Source organism: Streptomyces sp. NPDC057623 (assembly GCF_042800355.1).
Lineage (GTDB): Bacteria > Actinomycetota > Actinomycetes > Streptomycetales > Streptomycetaceae > Streptomyces.
This window is the reverse complement of the sequence record NZ_JBHVGZ010000005.1, coordinates 260,736-277,749: the sequence shown is the minus strand read 5'-3', so window position 1 is coordinate 277,749 and position 17,014 is coordinate 260,736. Positions and strand designations below refer to the sequence as shown.

12 protein-coding genes are annotated in these 17,014 nt (G+C 71.5%); 8 read left to right on the top strand and 4 right to left on the bottom strand.

The window, feature by feature from the left end; genetic code table 11:
- Positions 1-109: 109 nt before the first annotated feature.
- Together ACFU95_RS08400 and ACFU95_RS08395 are read right to left on the bottom strand one after the other, a co-directional pair.
- The gene (locus ACFU95_RS08400; RefSeq protein WP_383823573.1) at positions 110-1,678 is read right to left on the bottom strand and encodes a CocE/NonD family hydrolase; all 1,569 of its coding nucleotides are present in this window, start codon (positions 1,676-1,678) and stop codon (positions 110-112) included.
- 116 nt (positions 1,679-1,794) lie between these two features.
- Positions 1,795-2,556 carry a hypothetical protein gene (locus ACFU95_RS08395; RefSeq protein WP_383823570.1) on the bottom strand — a complete coding sequence of 254 codons (762 nt, stop codon included), beginning with the start codon at positions 2,554-2,556 and terminating at the stop codon, positions 1,795-1,797.
- Positions 2,557-2,676: 120 nt separating this feature from the next.
- On the opposite strand from ACFU95_RS08395, the gene ggt reads away from it, so the two are divergent.
- Positions 2,677-4,476 carry a gamma-glutamyltransferase gene (ggt, locus tag ACFU95_RS08390; protein ID WP_383823567.1) on the top strand — a complete coding sequence of 600 codons (1,800 nt, stop codon included), beginning with the start codon at positions 2,677-2,679 and terminating at the stop codon, positions 4,474-4,476.
- A gap of 15 nt (positions 4,477-4,491) precedes the next feature.
- Here ggt and ACFU95_RS08385 read toward each other — a convergent pair whose 3' ends face one another.
- Complete coding sequence (locus ACFU95_RS08385) at positions 4,492-7,050, bottom strand: ATP-dependent Clp protease ATP-binding subunit (protein WP_383823564.1); 2,559 nt, start codon at positions 7,048-7,050, stop codon at positions 4,492-4,494.
- A 688-nt stretch (positions 7,051-7,738) separates the two neighbouring features.
- A complete protein-coding gene (gene map, locus ACFU95_RS08380; RefSeq protein ID WP_383823561.1) occupies positions 7,739-8,506 on the bottom strand; it encodes a type I methionyl aminopeptidase in 768 nt (255 codons plus the stop codon).
- Positions 8,507-8,570: 64 nt separating this feature from the next.
- On the opposite strand from map, the gene ACFU95_RS08375 reads away from it, so the two are divergent.
- From ACFU95_RS08375 to hydA, 7 genes are all read left to right on the top strand, one after another.
- Entirely contained in the window at positions 8,571-8,831 is a 261-nt protein-coding gene (locus tag ACFU95_RS08375; RefSeq protein ID WP_383823558.1) for a helix-turn-helix domain-containing protein, read from the top strand.
- 154 nt (positions 8,832-8,985) lie between these two features.
- Positions 8,986-10,548: a hypothetical protein gene (locus ACFU95_RS08370; RefSeq protein WP_383823555.1), complete on the top strand. Its 1,563-nt coding sequence runs from the start codon at positions 8,986-8,988 to the stop codon at positions 10,546-10,548.
- A gap of 192 nt (positions 10,549-10,740) precedes the next feature.
- Positions 10,741-11,583, top strand: a complete 843-nt coding sequence (locus ACFU95_RS08365; RefSeq protein WP_383823552.1) for a nitrilase-related carbon-nitrogen hydrolase — start codon at positions 10,741-10,743, stop codon at positions 11,581-11,583.
- The gene (locus ACFU95_RS08360) at positions 11,580-12,863 is read left to right on the top strand and encodes an aspartate aminotransferase family protein (protein WP_383823549.1); all 1,284 of its coding nucleotides are present in this window, start codon (positions 11,580-11,582) and stop codon (positions 12,861-12,863) included. The genes ACFU95_RS08365 and ACFU95_RS08360 overlap by 4 nt, the downstream gene beginning before the upstream one ends.
- 38 nt (positions 12,864-12,901) lie before the next feature.
- Complete coding sequence (locus tag ACFU95_RS08355; protein ID WP_383823546.1) at positions 12,902-14,485, top strand: PucR family transcriptional regulator; 1,584 nt, start codon at positions 12,902-12,904, stop codon at positions 14,483-14,485.
- Between the two features lie 155 nt (positions 14,486-14,640).
- The gene (locus ACFU95_RS08350; RefSeq protein WP_030956320.1) at positions 14,641-15,483 is read left to right on the top strand and encodes a nitrilase-related carbon-nitrogen hydrolase; all 843 of its coding nucleotides are present in this window, start codon (positions 14,641-14,643) and stop codon (positions 15,481-15,483) included.
- A gap of 121 nt (positions 15,484-15,604) precedes the next feature.
- The gene (hydA, locus tag ACFU95_RS08345) at positions 15,605-17,008 is read left to right on the top strand and encodes a dihydropyrimidinase (protein ID WP_383823544.1); all 1,404 of its coding nucleotides are present in this window, start codon (positions 15,605-15,607) and stop codon (positions 17,006-17,008) included.
- The last annotated feature ends 6 nt before the right edge of the window (positions 17,009-17,014 follow it).

Sequence of the window (17,014 nt, the reverse complement as noted above, 5' to 3'; positions counted from 1 at the left end):
CCGCGACCAGGGACGCTGCTGCCGGGTGGGGATCCCCCCACGGCCCCTAGACCAGGGGCAGCAGGGGGCAGCAGTCATAGAGCCATACCCGCCCGGCGCCGGCCGGAGATCACTGCTCGCGCAGTGGAATCGACACGTACGACGGGTCGTTCGCCGGTGAGGAGAAGGTCAGCCGTGCGCCGGACGGGTTGTGCTCGATGTAGAGCGGGTCGACCGTGTCGACGACCAGGGCGAGTCGATGCCCTGCCGGGACGTCGTAGGCCGTGGAGTACAACTCCAGGTCGACGGCGAACGGCTTTCCGGGCGTACGCCCGTGGAAGGTGTACGGCGCGTTGCTGACCAGCTTGCCGAGGCCGAGCGGGCCCACGTCGTAGAGGTAGGCGACGAGGGTGCCGCTCTCCTTGGTCGGTGTGAGGGTCGTGTGCAACTTCGCGGTACCGCGTACGCGTTGGGTCGTGGCGTACTTCTCCGACTGCCACACGCCCGCCCAGAGCCGGGGGATCAGCGGGATCGAGGCCATCGGGGGCACTCGGGCCACCTGGTCGAGGATGCTGGACAGGAAGACGACCCCGCCGTCCGCACCGGAGTTGACGTTCGTCCGGATGGTCGTCGTGCCGCCGAGGGCGATCTTCCTGTTGGTCGCACCGACCGACTTCCAGTCCGGATAGCCCTCGTAGCCGCCCGTGGAACGGGACTTGAGCTGGACGGGCAGCTCGCGGTTGATGCCGTTGTCGTCGCCCTTGAGATAGTGGTCGAACCAGCGCGCGGTGTCCGTCCACACGTCGTTGGGCAGGCCGAACAGGCCGGTGAGCTCGGCGGTGGCGTGGTCGCCGGGGCGGAACTCCAGCCGCTTGGGGCCGGTCAGCTTCTCGTAGAAGTCCGCGTACTGGTTGGGCGGGAAGATCGTGTCGCCCCAGGCGTTGGCCATCATGACCGCGGCGCCGTTCTTGTTCAGTTGGTCCACGTATGTCGCGGCCGAACGTTTCTTCCCCCAATTGATCATTTCCTGTTCCTTGGACAGGTTGGAGGCGTAGAAGTCGTTGAAGATCTGCCGGACTTCGGCGCTCTGGCGGCCGGTGACCAGGCTCGCGCCGTCCAGCAGTCCGGCGGCCTGGACGTGCTGGGTGCGGCCGGAGTAGATCGAGCCGATGAGGTCGGCCCAGCCGCTGAGGGCGGCGACGGCCTTGACCCGTTTGTCGTGCGCGGCGGTGAGCAGGCTGATGCCGGCTCCGTACGAGACGCCCGCCATGCCGATGTGGCCCGCGTCGGCCGGGGTGTTGGCGAGCGCCCAGTCGATCACCCTGGACGCGTCGGCTATGTCTGGCGGGCCCGCCACTTCTATCTCGCCGCCCGACTGCCAGAAGCCCCGCACGTTGTAACTGACCACGACATATCCGGAGTTCGCGAGCTTCTGGGCCTGCGCGAAGTACTCGACCTGGGGCAGGCCCCAGCTCGTGGGCAGGACGAGCAGCGGGTAGCGGGTGCTGCCGTCGGCACCGGCCGGCGTGATGACGTTCGCCTTGAGGGCGGTGCCGCCCTCGCCGCTGATGTCGACGAAACGGACACTGTTCGGGGCCGCCTGTGCGGCGGGGGCGAGCCCGAGGGTGCTTCCTGCGATCAGTGTCGCGGAGACGGCGCCCACGGCGGTCGTTCGCAGGGCCTTGCGTTGGGTTCCCACGGGTCACTCCTCACTCGTGTCAATGCAAAGTGACCGAACGGTAACCGGGGCCCATTACCGCAAGTAACCCGTCGGTAAGTTACGTGGCGGTAACGATTACTGGAATGTGATGAACCTCAGGAGGCCCGGTGTGTATTGCGCGGAGTCGCCGCAGGTGTCGGCAGGGGAGCCTGCGCCGCCCTGGTGACGTCCGCGACCAGCTCCACCACGTCGGGGCCGTACGCCTGCGAGTTGACCACCTTCAGCAGCAGGACGAAGGAGCCGGTGCCGTGCTTGCGGGACAGCCGCTCTTGGTTGCGGGCGAGGTAGCGGGTGGCGGCCTGGTTGGTGATCGCGGTCTGGCCGCAGAAGAGGAACACGGGCCGGGTGCCGTGGCTCTGGTCGACGGTGAGCCGGGCGAGGAGCGCGTACTCCTCCTTGCCGCCCTCCACCCGATAGCGCTCGGATCCGACCTGCAAGGCGCCCCGGTCCGGACCGGGTTCGGAGTCGACGTTCACCCGCACCCCGGGCAGCAGGGAGGCCAGGTGCGCCACCATGCGGCGGTTCGACGCCGGACCGCCGACGCAGAACTCGGTGCGCTCGCCGAAGCCCTGGCGTGCCGCGTCGTGCGGGACGATCTGGGCGTTCGCGTTGCAGTCCTTGATGAGGGCGGCCAGTTCGAGGAGTGCGAACACGTCGTAGCGCATCACCGTCAGCTCGGGTCCGCCGGCGCCGCGGTTGACCACCAGCAGGGACTCGGCGTTGTCGGGCAGCCCGAAGAAGGCCTGCTTGCGACGGAGCTTTCGCCGCCACAGGTAGGTACGGGCGAGCCAGCCCAGTCCGGCACTGATGCCTGCCGCGACCAGGCCCAGCACGATGTTGCGCACGTCGTCATTCATGGGCGCGCATGCTAGCGGGCCCACACAAACCCGTGTTCGAGCAGCGCTCCGGCGCGGACGGGCTGACGGGGGCATGGCGATCGCATAGGCTGCGCGAACGGTCCCTGACTGGAGGTGCGGATGCGTCGCCCTGTCGCGCGGAAACTGTCGGTCCTGGCGGTCTCGGTCGCCGTGGTGTCGGTGGGGGCCGCAGCGCCACCCGCCGCCGAGAGCACGGCCGTCGAGAAGGTTCCCGTCGCCATCGGCTATGGCGGCGCGGTGTCCAGCGTCGACGCGGACGCCTCCGCGGCCGGCATCGAGGTCCTGCGCAAGGGCGGCAACGCCGTCGACGCCGCCGTCGCCACGGCCGCCGCGCTCGGCGTCACCGAGCCCTACTCGGCCGGCATCGGCGGAGGCGGCTACTTCGTCTACTACGACGCCAAGTCCCGTACGGTGCGCACCATCGACGGCCGCGAGACCGCGCCGCTGTCCGCGGACTCCGACCTGTTCGTGGAGAACGGCACGGCGATCCCCTTCGCCGAGGCCGTCAGCAGCGGCCTCAGCGTCGGAACCCCGGGCACGCCCGCCACCTGGCAGCAGGCGCTCGACAAGTGGGGGAGCAAGCGGCTCGGCACCCTGCTGAAGCCCGCCGAGCGGCTCGCCCGCAACGGCTTCACCGTCGACGGCACCTTCCGCGACCAGACCGCCGCGAACGAGACCCGGTTCCGCTACTTCCCGGACACCGCGAAGCTGTTCCTCCCGAACGGGCGGCTCCCGGTCGTCGGCTCCACCTTCAAGAACCCCGACCTCGCCCGCACCTACGCGCAGTTGGCGAGGAACGGCGTCGGCACGCTCTACCGCGGCGACCTCGCCGACGACATCGTCGACACGGTCAACCACCCGCCCGTCGACCCCGGTTCCGGCTGGAAGGCCCGCCCGGGCGACCTGACCGCCAAGGACCTGGCCGCCTACCGCGTGAAGTCCCAGGCGCCCACGAGGACCTCGTACGACGGTCTCGGCGTCTACTCCATGGCGCCCTCCTCCTCCGGCGGCACGACGGTCGGCGAGGCGCTCAACATCCTGGAGAACACGGACCTGTCCAAGGCGAGCGAGGTCCAGTACCTGCACCGCTACATCGAGGCCAGCCGCATCGCCTTCGCCGACCGCGGGCGCTGGGTCGGCGACCCGGCCTTCGAGGACGTACCGACGAAGGAGCTGCTGTCGCAGCGGTACGCCGACTCGCGGGAGTGCCTGATCAAGGACGACGCGGTGCTGACCAGCCCCGTCGCGCCGGGCGACCCGCGCAACCCCGCGGCCTGCGACGCGAGCGGCACGGCAGCCCCGACCACCTACGAGGGCGACAGCACGACCCACCTCACGGTCGCCGACAAGTGGGGCAACGTCGTCTCGTACACGCTCACCATCGAGCAGACCGGCGGCAGCGGCATCACCGTCCCGGGGCGCGGGTTCATCCTCAACAACGAGCTGACGGACTTCTCCTTCACCCCGGCGAGCCCCGACGTCCACGACCCGAACCTGCCGGGGCCGGGCAAGCGGCCGCGCTCGTCGATGTCGCCGACGATCGTCCTCGACCAGCACAACAAGCCCGTCGTGGCGCTCGGTTCACCCGGTGGCGCGACCATCATCACCACCGTGCTGCAGACCCTGACCGGCTTCCTCGACCGGGGGCTGCCGCTGGTCGACGCCATCGCCGCACCCCGCGCCAGCCAGCGCAACCAGACCACCACCGAACTCGAACCGGGCCTGTACAACAGCCCGTTGAGGACCAAGCTGGAAACCATCGGGCACGGCTTCCGGCTCAACCCGGAGATCGGCGCGGCGACAGGCGTACAGCGGCTGCCGAACGGCAAGTGGCTGGCCGCCGCCGAGACGGTGCGGCGGGGCGGCGGCTCGGCGATGGTGGTGCGGCCGGCGTCGTAGTACCGGCCCGGCAGGTCACAACTCGGGGGCGGGCGGCAGCTCTTCCGCACGGAAGGCGAGCCGCCCGCCCTCCACGTCCACCGTCACCCGGCCGCCCTCGCCGATCCGGCCGTCCAGGAGCAGCCGGGAGAGCTGGTTGTCGACTTCCTTCTGGATGGTGCGGCGCAGCGGGCGGGCGCCGTACTCGCGCTGGTAGCCGCGCTCGGAGAGCCAGTCGACGGCCGATCCGGTGAAGTCGACCGAGACGCCCTGGGCCTGGAGCAGCTGACGGGTCTTGTCCAGCATCAGGTTGGTGATCTGCCGCAGCTGGTCGGGGGTCAGCTGGCGGAACACGACCACCTCGTCGATGCGGTTGAGGAACTCGGGCCGGAAGTGCTCGCGCAGCGGCCGCAGGACCCGCTCGCGCCGCGCCTCCTCGTCGGCCTCCTCGCCGCCCGAGCCGAACCCGATCCCGGCACCGCCCCGGCTGATCGCGTCCGAGCCCAGGTTGCTGGTCATCACGATGACCGTGTTGGTGAAGTCCACCGTGCGGCCCTGGGAGTCGGTCAGCCGGCCGTCGTCCAGAACCTGGAGCAGGATGTTGAAGACGTCCGGGTGCGCCTTCTCGACCTCGTCGAGCAGCAGCAGCGAGTACGGGTGCCGGCGCACCACCTCGGTGAGCTGACCGGCCTCCTCGTGGCCGACATAGCCGGGCGGGGCGCCGATCAGCCGGCTGACGGTGTGCCGTTCCTGGTACTCGCTCATGTCCAGCCGGACCATGCGCTCCTCGCTGCCGAACAGCGCCTCGGCGAGCGCCCGGGCCAGCTCGGTCTTGCCGACGCCGGTCGGGCCGAGGAAGAGGAAGCTGCCGATCGGCCGGTCGGGGCTGGCGAGTCCGGCGCGGGAGCGCAGCACCGCGTCGGAGACGACGCGCACCGCCTCGTTCTGGCCGATGACCCGCTCGTGCAGGTGCTCCTCCAGGCCGAGCAGCCGGTCCTTCTCCTCCTCGGTGAGGCTGCTCACCGGGATGCCGGTCTGCCGGGACACGACCTCCGCGATGGCCTCGGTGGTGACCTCCAGGTCCAGCCCCTCGTCGACCGCCTCGTTGCCGGCCGCGTCCGCGATACGCCCCTTCAACTCGACGATACGGTCGCGCAGTTGGGTCGCCTGCTCGTACTGTTCGTCGGCGACCGCCTGGTCCTTGTCCCGGTACAGCTGCTCGACCTCGCGCTCCATGGCGCGTACGTCCGTGCCCTTGGTCCGCGCGCGCAGCCGTACCCGGGCGCCCGCCTGGTCGATCAGGTCGATCGCCTTGTCCGGCAGGCGGCGGTCGGTCAGATAGCGGTCCGACAGCTCCACGGCGGCGACGAGGGCCTCGTCGGTGTAGCGGACCTGGTGGTGGGCCTCGTACCGGTCGCGCAGGCCGCGCAGGATCTCGATCGCGTCGGGGGCGGTCGGCTCGGGGACCAGGATCGGCTGGAAGCGGCGGGAGAGCGCCGCGTCCTTCTCGATCCTGCGGTACTCCTCCAGCGTGGTCGCGCCCACGATGTGCAGCTCGCCGCGCGCGAGGGCCGGCTTGAGGATGTTCCCGGCGTCCATGGAACCGCCCTCGCCGCCGCCTCCGGCGCCCACGACGGTGTGCAACTCGTCGATGAAGACGATGAGCTGGTCGGAGTGGGAGCGGATCTCGTCGACGATGTTGTTGAGCCGCTCCTCGAAGTCGCCCCGGTAGCGGGTGCCCGCGACCACACCCGTCAGGTCCAGCGCGACCACCCGGCGGCCGCCGAGGATGTCGGGCACGTCGCCGTCGGCGATCCGCTGGGCCAGGCCCTCCACGATCGCGGTCTTGCCGACGCCCGCGTCGCCGATCAGCACGGGGTTGTTCTTGCCGCGCCGGGAGAGCACCTCGATGGTCTGCTCGATCTCCTCGTCCCGGCCGATCACCGGGTCGATACGGCCCCGGCGGGCGAGATCGGTGAGGTCGCGGCCGTACTTGTCGAGGGTGGGGGTACCGCTGCCGTCGACGCGCGGCCGGTGATCGACGCGCGGCCGGGGATCGGGCCCGTCCGGGGCCTCGGACGATCCGCCGGTGGGGGCGAAGCGGGCCGCGTTGAGGATGTGCCCGGCGGCGGAGTCGGGGTTCGCGGCGAGGGCGCTGAGCACGTGCTCCGGGCCGATGTGGCCGGTGCCGCGGGCCCGGGCCAGGTCGTGCGCGTCCAGCAGGGCGCGTTTGGCGGCCGGGGTGAGGGAGAGCGACGTCGGCGGCGGGACCTCGCCCGGCGGGTGCTGGACGGGGCCCGACCGCTCGTCGATCTCCGTGGCCAGCGAGTCGGGGTCCGCGCCGGCCCGGCTGAGCAGACTCCGGGTCGGCTCGGCGGACAGCGCGGCGCGCAACAGGTGCTGGGTGTCCAGGTCGCGGCTGCCGTGCTCGGCGGCGTACTGCGCGGCGCCCCGCACCAGCTCGCGGGCCGGCTGGCTGAGCAGGCGGCCGATGTCGATCTGCCGGGGGCCGGGGCGCGGTCCGCCGAAGAAGCGGGCGAGGAATTCTCCGAAGGGGTCGTAGTCTTCCGGACCACCATTGAAGCCGCTGGTCATGGCGTTCCCATCCGGCGTCCCTGCGCGGGCAGGGTCGCCCTCGCTTGATCGGCGTGCCGGAGTCGGGTAACCCGGGCGGAAGCCGGTTACACCTGGCCGCGTTCGTAGAACACCTTCGCACGAACGATGGCCGGGGGCACCTCCAGGAACCCGGGGGCGGAGCCAGGCAGGGAGCGTGGTGGCCCGGCCCGGCCGACGTTCGTCTCATCGGTGTCGCTGGGCCCACGCGCCGCGGTGGCCGGTGCGCTCACCGGACGTGGCGCGGTCCGCGTGACGCGCCGGGCACGGCGGAACAGCCCCGTACAGGTCGGCACTGACGGCGGGCCGTGCCGCGAGGAGCCGAGTCCCCTCCGGCCGGCGTCCACCGCCCCGCGCCGGCCACGGAAGTCCGCCGCCCGGGCCGTCTGGCCTCCGGCCGGTCCAGTCTCGGCTGTCTAGTCCCGGCCGTCTGGCCTCCGGGCTGTCCAGTCCAGGCCGTCTAGTCCAGGCCGTCCAGCCCTGGCCCTCAAGCCCTGGCCGTCCAACCCCCGGCCCGTCCAGCCCAGCGCCCGCGCCTCCCGTTTCCCCCGCCCCCGCCCGACCTGGCATCCCCGCATTCAGCCCTCACCGTCCTGGCCCGCGGAGCCGGCCCTCGGTGCGTGGGGGAGCCGGCCTCGATCGACCGCGCCCGCAGGCCGGGCGGCGCCGCTCAGCGCGCCGTCAGGATCCGGGGCCCCGTCTCCGTGATGGCCACCGTGTGCTCCGTGTGGGCCGCGCGGGAGCCGTCGTTCGTGCGCAGGGTCCAGCCGTCCGGCGCCGCGTGGTAGTCGTCGCTGCCGCCGGCGACGAGCATCGGCTCGATGGCGAGGACCAGGCCGTGCCGCAGCGGCATGCCCCGGCCCGGGCGCCCCTCGTTCGGCACCGACGGATCCTCGTGCATCTTGCGGCCGATACCGTGCCCGCCGAACCCGTCCGGGACGCCGTACCCGGCCGCCCGGCACACCGAGCCGATCGCATGGGCGATGTCGCCGAGGCGGTTGCCGACCACGGCCGCCTCGATCCCCGCCGCCAGCGCGCGCTCCGCCGTCGCGATGAGGCGTACGTCGGCCGGGCGCGGCGTGCCGACCGTGAAGCTGATCGCCGAGTCGCCGGCCCAGCCGCCCAGTTCGGCGCCGCAGTCGACGGAGACCAGGTCGCCGTCGCGCAGGCGGTACCCGGTCGGGATGCCGTGCACGATCGCGTCGTTCACCGAGGTGCAGATGACGGCAGGGAAGGGGACGGGGGCGAAGGAGGGGCGGTAGCCGAGGAACGGGGAGGTCGCCCCCGCCGCGCGCAGCACCTCGCGCGCCACCTCGTCCAGCTCCAGCAGGGAGACCCCCACGTCGGCGGCCTCGCGCACGGCCGTGAGGGCCTGCCCGACGACCTGCCCCGCCTTGTACATCGCTTCGATCGACGTGTCCGTCTTCAGTTCCACCACGCCAATTACTATACCGGTATTTGAATAGGGTCGAGTGGGCGGGTGCGGTATTAGAATGGGCGTCATGGTGCGCACCCCTCTCACCCCCGAAGAGCGTGAACGCGGCGAGCGGCTCGGCCGTCTCCTCCGTGAGGCCCGCGGCGGCCGCAGCATGACGGAGGTCGCGGCGAGCGCCGGTATCTCCGCCGAGACGCTGCGCAAGATCGAGACCGGCCGGGCGCCGACGCCGGCCTTCTTCACGGTGTCCGCGCTCGCGCAGGCCCTCGGTCTCTCGATGGACGAACTGGCCGGGCGCTGCGCGCCGGTCACCGAGGCCGCCGCCTGAGCGGCCCGGGGTCGCGGCCGGACCGCCGAGCACGTCACGTTCCGGCAGGTGCGGAGCACTCTGCGTCCATACGGAAAACTCCCCGTAGCGTGTTCGTAACATGGCTGGTGTTGCCTAACGGACCGGAGTGCTCCGGTCTGGCGGGAGTTGGGCGATGTCAGTGGATCAACTCCCGGCACAGGTGCGGGAGTTCGTGAACTACCTGGACGGACTGCTGGCGCGCCTGGATCAGGGCGGCGGCTGGTGCGGGGTGTTCTGGCAGCGCGACCCGGAGGGTATGCGGGCCTGCCTGGACGGACGTGAGGTACCACCCTGGGACGTGGTGGAGGCGCTCCTGCACGACCTCGCCGGCCAGTACGGCCCCGGCGGCGCACTCCCCGAGACGGAACGCGCCCGCGCCCTGCACGCCGCGGCCCTCGCCGCGTACGACGCCCGGCCCGGCAGCCGTGAGGCTCTCGGTGACCGCCTCGACGTCATGCTCCGCGAACAGCGCTACGCCGCCGAACGCCAGGCGGAACTGGGCCGCTCCCTCGCCTCCGCCGGCAGCCAGGAGCAGGCCGACGCCATCCGCCTCGACCTCGCCTGGGCCCGCGACGACCACGAACGCGCGAGCGCCCGCTGCGCCGAACTCCGGACCCGGATGACCGACCTGGACCGCAGGACGACGAGCGCTCAGGGACAGGCGATACCCCGGGAGCGGATGAGGGAGGGGCCCGTCTTCCGCATCGAGGATCGGTTCGGAGGCGACGGATTCGGAGGCGACGGACCGGGGGACGTCGGGGCCGGGGTGGACGGCGCGGACAGTGCAGAGCCCGCCGGGGCCGGTTCCCTCGGCGGTGGAACCCGCACCATGCCAGGGCATCGTGACGCGCGGCCGGCCGCCGCGGCGACCTCCTGGGCGGCCGAGAAGCAGGGGGACGCCGTCGCCACGGAGACGGGCCGGACCGACGGGCGGGGGACGCAGCGCAAACGCCGCCGAGGCAGTGCCCGCTTCGCCGGGATGGCGGAGGAGGAGGCCGCCCCCGTCGTCGTACCGCCCGCCGCCGCACCCGTCCTTCCCACCCTCCCGGCCCAGCCCGTCACCAGCCGTCGCACTCCGCGGGGCGCCCGGTTCGCCGGGGCCGAGGCCGAGACGCCCGCGATGCCGGCCGAGCGGCAGGCGGTGCCGCAGACCGAGCCGATGGAGACGGCGGACCGGCGCGAGGTCGTCGGCACCGTGCAGACGCTGGTGCGGCTGCGCGGCGAGGGGCGCAGCGGCGAGGCGCACGCGCTGCTCGTCGAGACCGCCTACTGGCCCGCCGTACGCCTTCCGCTGCTCGCCGCGGAGATGCAGCGCGCCGGACTCGGCGCCGACTGGGCGACCCTGCTGTGGGAGACCGCCTCGCTGCCCGCCGAGCGGCTCGTCGCCGCCGCCGACGCGCTGACCGCGGCGGGGCGCGCCGAGGACGGGGAGCAGATCCTGCGGCAGGGCGTGGGGCGGCCCGCGCACGAGATCGGGCAGGCCGTCGTGGCGCTGGCCGGAGCGGGGCGGCACCGCGAGGTCCGCGCCCTGCTCGACGCGTATGTCCGCGTCCGCACCCCGGAGGAGGCCGCCCGCAGCGCCGCGCCGGACCCGAGGACACTCGTACCGCTGCTGCTGGCGGCTGCCCAGGGGGTCTCCGACGAGTGCCGGTGGGATCTCGTGCATGCCCTGCGGGTGGCGGGCCACACGACCTGAGGGGCCGGCAGCGCGGGGCGTCACACCCCCTCCCACCGGCCCCATCCCTCACCCACCGGAGTGTGAAACGTGATCGACTCCGCGGGTTAACGACGATGGTCTTGGCAAGGCTCTTCCAGGGGCTTACTTTCGAGCCTCTACGGCCCCCTCTACGGGCGTAGAGGCTCTGACGTCCCGTCGAAGGAGCAGCTCATGGCCAACGTCGTTCGTGCCGCTCTGGTCCAGGCCACCTGGACCGGCGACACCGAGTCCATGGTGGCGAAGCACGAGGAGCACGCCCGCGAGGCGGCCCGCCAGGGTGCCGGGATCATCGGGTTCCAGGAAGTCTTCAACGCGCCCTACTTCTGCCAGGTCCAGGAACCCGAGCACTACAGCTGGGCCGAGCCGGTCCCCGACGGGCCGACCGTGCGGCGGATGCGGGAGCTGGCCCGCGAGACGGGCATGGTGGTCGTCGTCCCGGTCTTCGAGGTCGAGCAGTCCGGCTTCTACTACAACACCGCCGCCGTGATCGACGCCGACGGCACCTTCCTCGGCAAGTACCGCAAGCACCACATCCCGCAGGTCAAGGGCTTCTGGGAGAAGTACTACTTCAAGCCGGGCAACATCGGCTGGCCCGTCTTCGACACCGCGGTGGGCAAGGTGGGCGTCTACATCTGCTACGACCGTCACTTCCCGGAGGGCTGGCGCCAACTCGGGCTCAACGGGGCCCAGTTGGTCTACAACCCGTCGGCCACCTCGCGCGGTCTGTCCTCCTACCTCTGGCAGCTGGAGCAGCCCGCGGCGGCCGTCGCCAACGAGTACTTCGTGGCCGCGATCAACCGGGTCGGGCAGGAGCAGTACGGCGACAACGACTTCTACGGGACAAGCTATTTCGTCGACCCGCGTGGGCAGGTTGTCGGGGAGGTCGCCAGCGACAAGAGCGAGGAACTCGTCGTCCGCGACCTCGACTTCGACGTGATCGAAGAAGTGCGGCAGCAGTGGGCCTTCTACCGCGACCGCCGCCCCGACGCCTACGAAGGACTGGTGCAACCGTGACCAAGGACCTGCTGGGACGCCACCGCGCCGTCATGCCGGACTGGCTCGCCCTCTACTACGAGGAGCCGCTGGAGATCACCCACGGCGAGGGCCGCCATGTGTGGGACGCCGCCGGCAACCGGTACCTCGACTTCTTCGGCGGCATCCTGACGACGATGACCGCGCACGCGCTGCCCGAGGTGACGAAGGCGGTGAGCGAACAGGCCGGGCGGATCATCCACTCCTCGACCCTGTACCTCAACCGGCCGATGGTCGAACTCGCCGAGCGCATCGCCCAGTTGAGCGGCATCCCGGACGCCCGCGTCTTCTTCACCACCTCCGGCACCGAGGCCAACGACACCGCGCTGCTGCTCGCGACGGCCTACCGGCAGAGCAACACGATCCTCGCGATGCGCAACAGCTATCACGGCCGGTCCTTCAGCGCGGTCGGCATCACCGGCAACCGCGGCTGGTCCCCGACCTCGCTGTCGCCGCTGCAGACGTTGTACGTCCATGGCGGGGTCCGGACGCGTGGGCCGTACGCCTCACTCAGCGACGACGACTTCATCGCGGCCTGCGTCGACGACCTCAAGGACATCCTCGGCCACACCCGTCCGCCGGCCGCGCTGATCGCCGAGCCCATCCAGGGCGTCGGTGGCTTCACCTCCGGGCCGGACGGTCTGTACGCCGCCTTCCGGGAGGTCCTCGCCGAGCACGGCATCCTGTGGATCGCCGACGAGGTACAGACCGGCTGGGGCCGCACCGGCGACCACTTCTGGGGCTGGCAGGCACACGGGCAGAACGGTCCGCCGGACATCCTGACCTTCGCCAAGGGCATCGGCAACGGCAGCTCCATCGGCGGTGTCGTCGCCCGCGCGGACATCATGAACTGCCTGGACTCCAACAGCATCTCGACCTTCGGCGGCACCCAGATCACCATGGCGGCCGGCCTCGCCAACCTGTCGTACCTGCTGGAACACGACCTCCAGGGCAACGCCCGGCGCGTCGGCGGGCTGCTCGTCGAACGGCTGCGGGCCGTCGCGACGCACGTGCCGCACGTGCGGGAGGTGCGCGGCCGGGGCCTGATGCTGGGCATCGAGATCACCCGGCCCGGCACGGACGAGGCCGACCCGGCCGCCGCGTCGGCCGTGCTGGAAGCGGCCCGCGAGGGCGGTCTCCTCATCGGCAAGGGCGGCGGTCACAACACCACCTCCCTGCGCGTCGCCCCGCCCCTGTCCCTCACCGTCGCGGAGGCCGAAGAGGGCGCCGCGATCCTCGAGAACGCTCTGAGGAGCATCTAGCAGGACCCATCCGAGTACCCGAGTGAGGGAACGTCGCCATGGCCACCACCTCCGACCCCGTGGAGCCTTCGCAGCTCTCGGAACCCGCTCTGTCGGTCCGGCAGGTCCTCACCCTGGAGCGGGTGCTCGCCGGTGAGCCCGAGGTGGTGGCCGGCGCCGGGCAGCTCGACCGGCCGGTGCGCTGGGTGCATGTCGCCGAGGCGCCGGACGTCGGGGTGATGCTCAGCGGCGGTGAGATGGTGCTGACCACCGGGGTGCTGCTCGCCGGGGACGAGGACAAGCAGGCCGAGTACATCCGGTCGCTGCACCGGGCGGAGGCCGCGGCCGTCGTCCTGGGCCTCGGCCGGGCGTTTCCCGCGCCGCCGGACGTGATGCGCCGGGCGGCCGAGCGGTGCGGGCTGCCCATGGTCGTCCTGCACCGGCCCTTCCCCTTCGCCGAGCTGACCGAAGAGGTGCAGTGCCGGCTCGTGCGGAGGAAGTTCGCCGCCGTCAGCCTCTCGGAGGCCGTACGGACCGCCCTCACCGGACTCATCACCGCGGGCGCCCCGCTCCAGCGGCTCCTCGACGAGGTCGCCTCGCACAGCGCCTGCCCCGTCGTGGTCACCAACCTCGCCCACCGCGTCCTCGCCACGGCGGGGGAGCGCTCGGCCGTGGACGACGTGCTGCGCGACTGGGAGCGCATCGCCCGCCAGGCCGGCGGCAGCGAGGGCGACGGCTGGATCCGCGCCGAACTCGGCGGACGCGGGGAGCGGTGGGGCCAGATCATGCTGTGCGGACACCGGGGCGACACCGCCACCGGGCGGCTGCTCGCCGACCGCGCCGCCGAGGCGCTCGTGCTGCACCGCATGCTCGGCGGCACCTCCGCGCACACCTGGGAGGAGCAGTCCGCGCAGAGCCTGCTGACCGACCTCGTCAGCGGGGTCGTACCCGCGAGGCAACTGCTGCCACGCGCGCGTGCCGCCGGGCTGCCGGTCAACCGGCGCGCCTTCGTGCCGCTCGTCGTGCGGGACACGGAGACGGCCCGACTGGAGCGAGTACTGCGACTGCTGGGGCTGTCCGGGATCGTCGCCGAGCTCGCCGACGGAGCCACCGCCGTGCTGCTCAGCCTCGCCCGGGACCAGGACGCCGCCGTGCTCACCGCCAACCTCGCCGCCCGGGTGCGCTCGGAGTCGGGCGCCCCGCGGACCGTCGTGGCCGCCGCCGACGCGCGTACCGCCTGGGACGACGTCCCCGCCGGACTGCGCGAGGCCCAGCATGTCGCCGATGCCGTCGCCGACTCCTCGGCCGCCCTCGACCTCCCGGCCGTCGTCCGCCTCAGGGACGTCCATCTGCGCGGTCTGATCCGGCTGTTGCGGGACGACCCGCAGGTGCAGTCGTTCGCGGAGCGCGAGCTGGACGGGCTGCTCTCCGGGGCGGACGAGGACCTGCTCGCCGTGCTGCGGACCTATCTCGCCTCCGGCCGCAACAAGTCCCGCACCGCCCAGCTCCACCACGTCTCCCGGCCCGCGCTCTACCGCCGCCTGGAGGCGATACAGGGGCGGCTCGGCGTCGACCTCGACGACTTCGAGCAGGCCGCATCGGTGCACATCGCCCTCCTCGCGCACGACGCGCAACAGAGCTGAAACCTGCCACGACCTGGGAAAACGGCGGTGAAACATGGGATCACGACAGGGTGACACCGTGGCACGCCGCATGCCCGCAGACGTGACACCGTGCAACTCAAACCGATCGCCCGGACTTCCTAGCCTTCTCGCACACCGAGCGACCGGAGGTCCCGATGAGCCGAGTGATTCGTGCCGCCCTCTTCCAGACCGCCTGGACCGGCGACAAGGAATCGATGATCCAGGTACACGAGCAGGCGGCCCGCGACGCGGCCGCGCAGGGCGCTCAAGTGCTGTGCTTCCAGGAGCTGTTCTACGGGCCGTACTTCTGCCAGGTCCAGGACAAGGCGTTCTACGAGTACGCCGAGCAGATCCCCGAAGGCCCGACCGTCCGCCGCTTCCAGGCGCTGGCGAAAGAGCTCGGCATCGTCCTCGTACTGCCGATGTACGAGGAGGAGCAGCCGGGTGTCCTGTACAACACCGCCGCCGTGATCGACGCGGACGGCTCCTACCTCGGCAAGTACCGCAAGACCCACATTCCCCAGGTCCAGGGATTCTGGGAGAAGTTCTACTTCCGCCCGGGGAACAGCGGCTGGCCCGTCTTCGAGACGGCCGTCGGGAAGGTCGGCGTGTACATCTGCTACGACCGCCACTTCCCGGAGGGCTGGCGCGCCCTGGGCCTCGCCGGTGCCGAGATCGTGTTCAACCCCTCGGCCACCTCCCGTGGACTCTCCCGCTACCTGTGGCAGCTGGAGCAGCCGGCCGCGGCCGTCGCCAACGAGTACTTCGTGGGCGCGATCAACCGGGTCGGCGTGGAGGACCTCGGCGACAACGACTTCTACGGCACCACCTACTTCGTGGACCCGGAGGCCCAGTTCGTCGGGGAGGTGGCGAGCGACAAGGAGACCGAACTCGTCGTCCGCGACCTGGACCTGGCCAAACTCCGCGAGGTCCGCGACCGCTGGCAGTTCTACCGAGACCGGGCGCCGGGGGCGTACGGCCCGCTGACAGCACCCTGAGAACGCCGGTAGCGGCGACGCCGCCAAGGGGCGCGGGGCTGCATCGATATGCGGCTCCGCCGCGTGGGCGCGACCAGCCACACACAACCGCCACTTCGACACCGCGAGGAGCGACCACGACATGACCGGCCGAACAGTAATCCGCGGCGGCCTCGTCATCACCGCGTCCGACGAGATGCACGCCGACGTCCTGATCGAGGACGGCCGTATCGCCGCCCTCGCCGCGAGCGGAACCCCGGTCGCCGAGGCATGGACGGCCGAGCGGACCATCGACGCCACCGGGAAGTACGTCATCCCGGGCGGCGTCGACGCCCACACCCATATGGAGCTGCCGTTCGGCGGCACCTTCGCCTCCGACACCTTCGAGACCGGCACCCGGGCGGCCGCCTGGGGCGGTACGACCACGATCATCGATTTCGCGGTGCAGAGCGTGGGCCACTCGCTGCGCGAGGGCCTGGACGCCTGGCACGCCAAGGCCGAGGGCAACTGCGCGATCGACTACGGCTTCCACATGATCGTCTCCGATGTGAACCAGGAGACGCTCAAGGAGATGGACCTGCTCGTGGAGGAAGGGGTGACCTCCTTCAAGCAGTTCATGGCCTATCCGGGGGTCTTCTACTCCGACGACGGCCAGATCCTGCGCGCCATGCAGCGCTCCGCCGAGAACGGCGGTCTGATCATGATGCACGCCGAGAACGGCATCGCGATCGACGTGCTGGTGGAGCAGGCTCTGGCGAGGGGCGAGAGCGATCCGCGCTTCCACGGGGAGGTGCGCAAGGCGCTGCTGGAGGCGGAGGCCACCCATCGGGCCATCCGGCTCGCCCAGGTCGCGGGCGCCCCCCTCTACGTCGTGCACGTCTCGGCGGCGGAGGCGGTCGCCGAGCTGGCACGCGCGCGTGACGAGGGGCTGAACGTCTTCGGCGAGACCTGCCCGCAGTACCTGTTCCTGTCCACCGACAACCTCGCCGAGCCGGACTTCGAGGGCGCGAAGTACGTGTGCTCGACGCCCCTGCGGCCCAGGGAGCACCAGGCCCGGCTGTGGAAGGGACTGCGGACGAACGATCTCCAGGTCGTCTCCACCGACCACTGCCCCTTCTGCTTCGTGGGCCAGAAGGAGCTGGGGCGAGGGGACTTCTCGAAGATCCCCAACGGGCTTCCCGGCGTCGAGAACCGTATGGACCTGCTGCACCAGGCCGTCGTCGACGGCCGTATCTCGCGCCGCCGCTGGATCGAGATCGCCTGTGCGACCCCGGCCCGGATGTTCGGCGTCTACCCGAAGAAGGGCACCATCGCGCCGGGCGCGGACGCCGACGTCGTGATCTACGACCCGCAGGCCGAGCAGGTCATGTCCGCCGTGACGCACCACATGAACGTCGACTACTCGGCGTACGAGGGCAAGCAGACCACCGGCCGGGTCGAGACGGTCCTCTCGCGCGGCGAGCCCGTCATCACCGAGCGGGAGTACACCGGCCGCGCCGGGCACGGCGTCTACACCCCCCGCTCCACCTGTCAGTACCTCAACTAGGAGCGG

Bases quoted from the DNA above. Each gene is read 5' to 3' on its own strand.
- ACFU95_RS08395 (WP_383823570.1), bottom strand. From the start codon at position 2,556: ATGAATGACGACGTGCGCAACATCGTGCTGGGCCTGGTCGCGGCAGGC.
- ggt (WP_383823567.1), top strand. From the start codon at position 2,677: ATGCGTCGCCCTGTCGCGCGGAAACTGTCGGTCCTGGCGGTCTCGGTC.
- ACFU95_RS08385 (WP_383823564.1), bottom strand. From the start codon at position 7,050: ATGACCAGCGGCTTCAATGGTGGTCCGGAAGACTACGACCCCTTCGGA.
- ACFU95_RS08375 (WP_383823558.1), top strand. From the start codon at position 8,571: ATGGTGCGCACCCCTCTCACCCCCGAAGAGCGTGAACGCGGCGAGCGG.
- ACFU95_RS08370 (WP_383823555.1), top strand. From the start codon at position 8,986: ATGTCAGTGGATCAACTCCCGGCACAGGTGCGGGAGTTCGTGAACTAC.
- ACFU95_RS08365 (WP_383823552.1), top strand. From the start codon at position 10,741: ATGGCCAACGTCGTTCGTGCCGCTCTGGTCCAGGCCACCTGGACCGGC.
- ACFU95_RS08355 (WP_383823546.1), top strand. From the start codon at position 12,902: ATGGCCACCACCTCCGACCCCGTGGAGCCTTCGCAGCTCTCGGAACCC.
- ACFU95_RS08350 (WP_030956320.1), top strand. From the start codon at position 14,641: ATGAGCCGAGTGATTCGTGCCGCCCTCTTCCAGACCGCCTGGACCGGC.
- hydA (WP_383823544.1), top strand. From the start codon at position 15,605: ATGACCGGCCGAACAGTAATCCGCGGCGGCCTCGTCATCACCGCGTCC.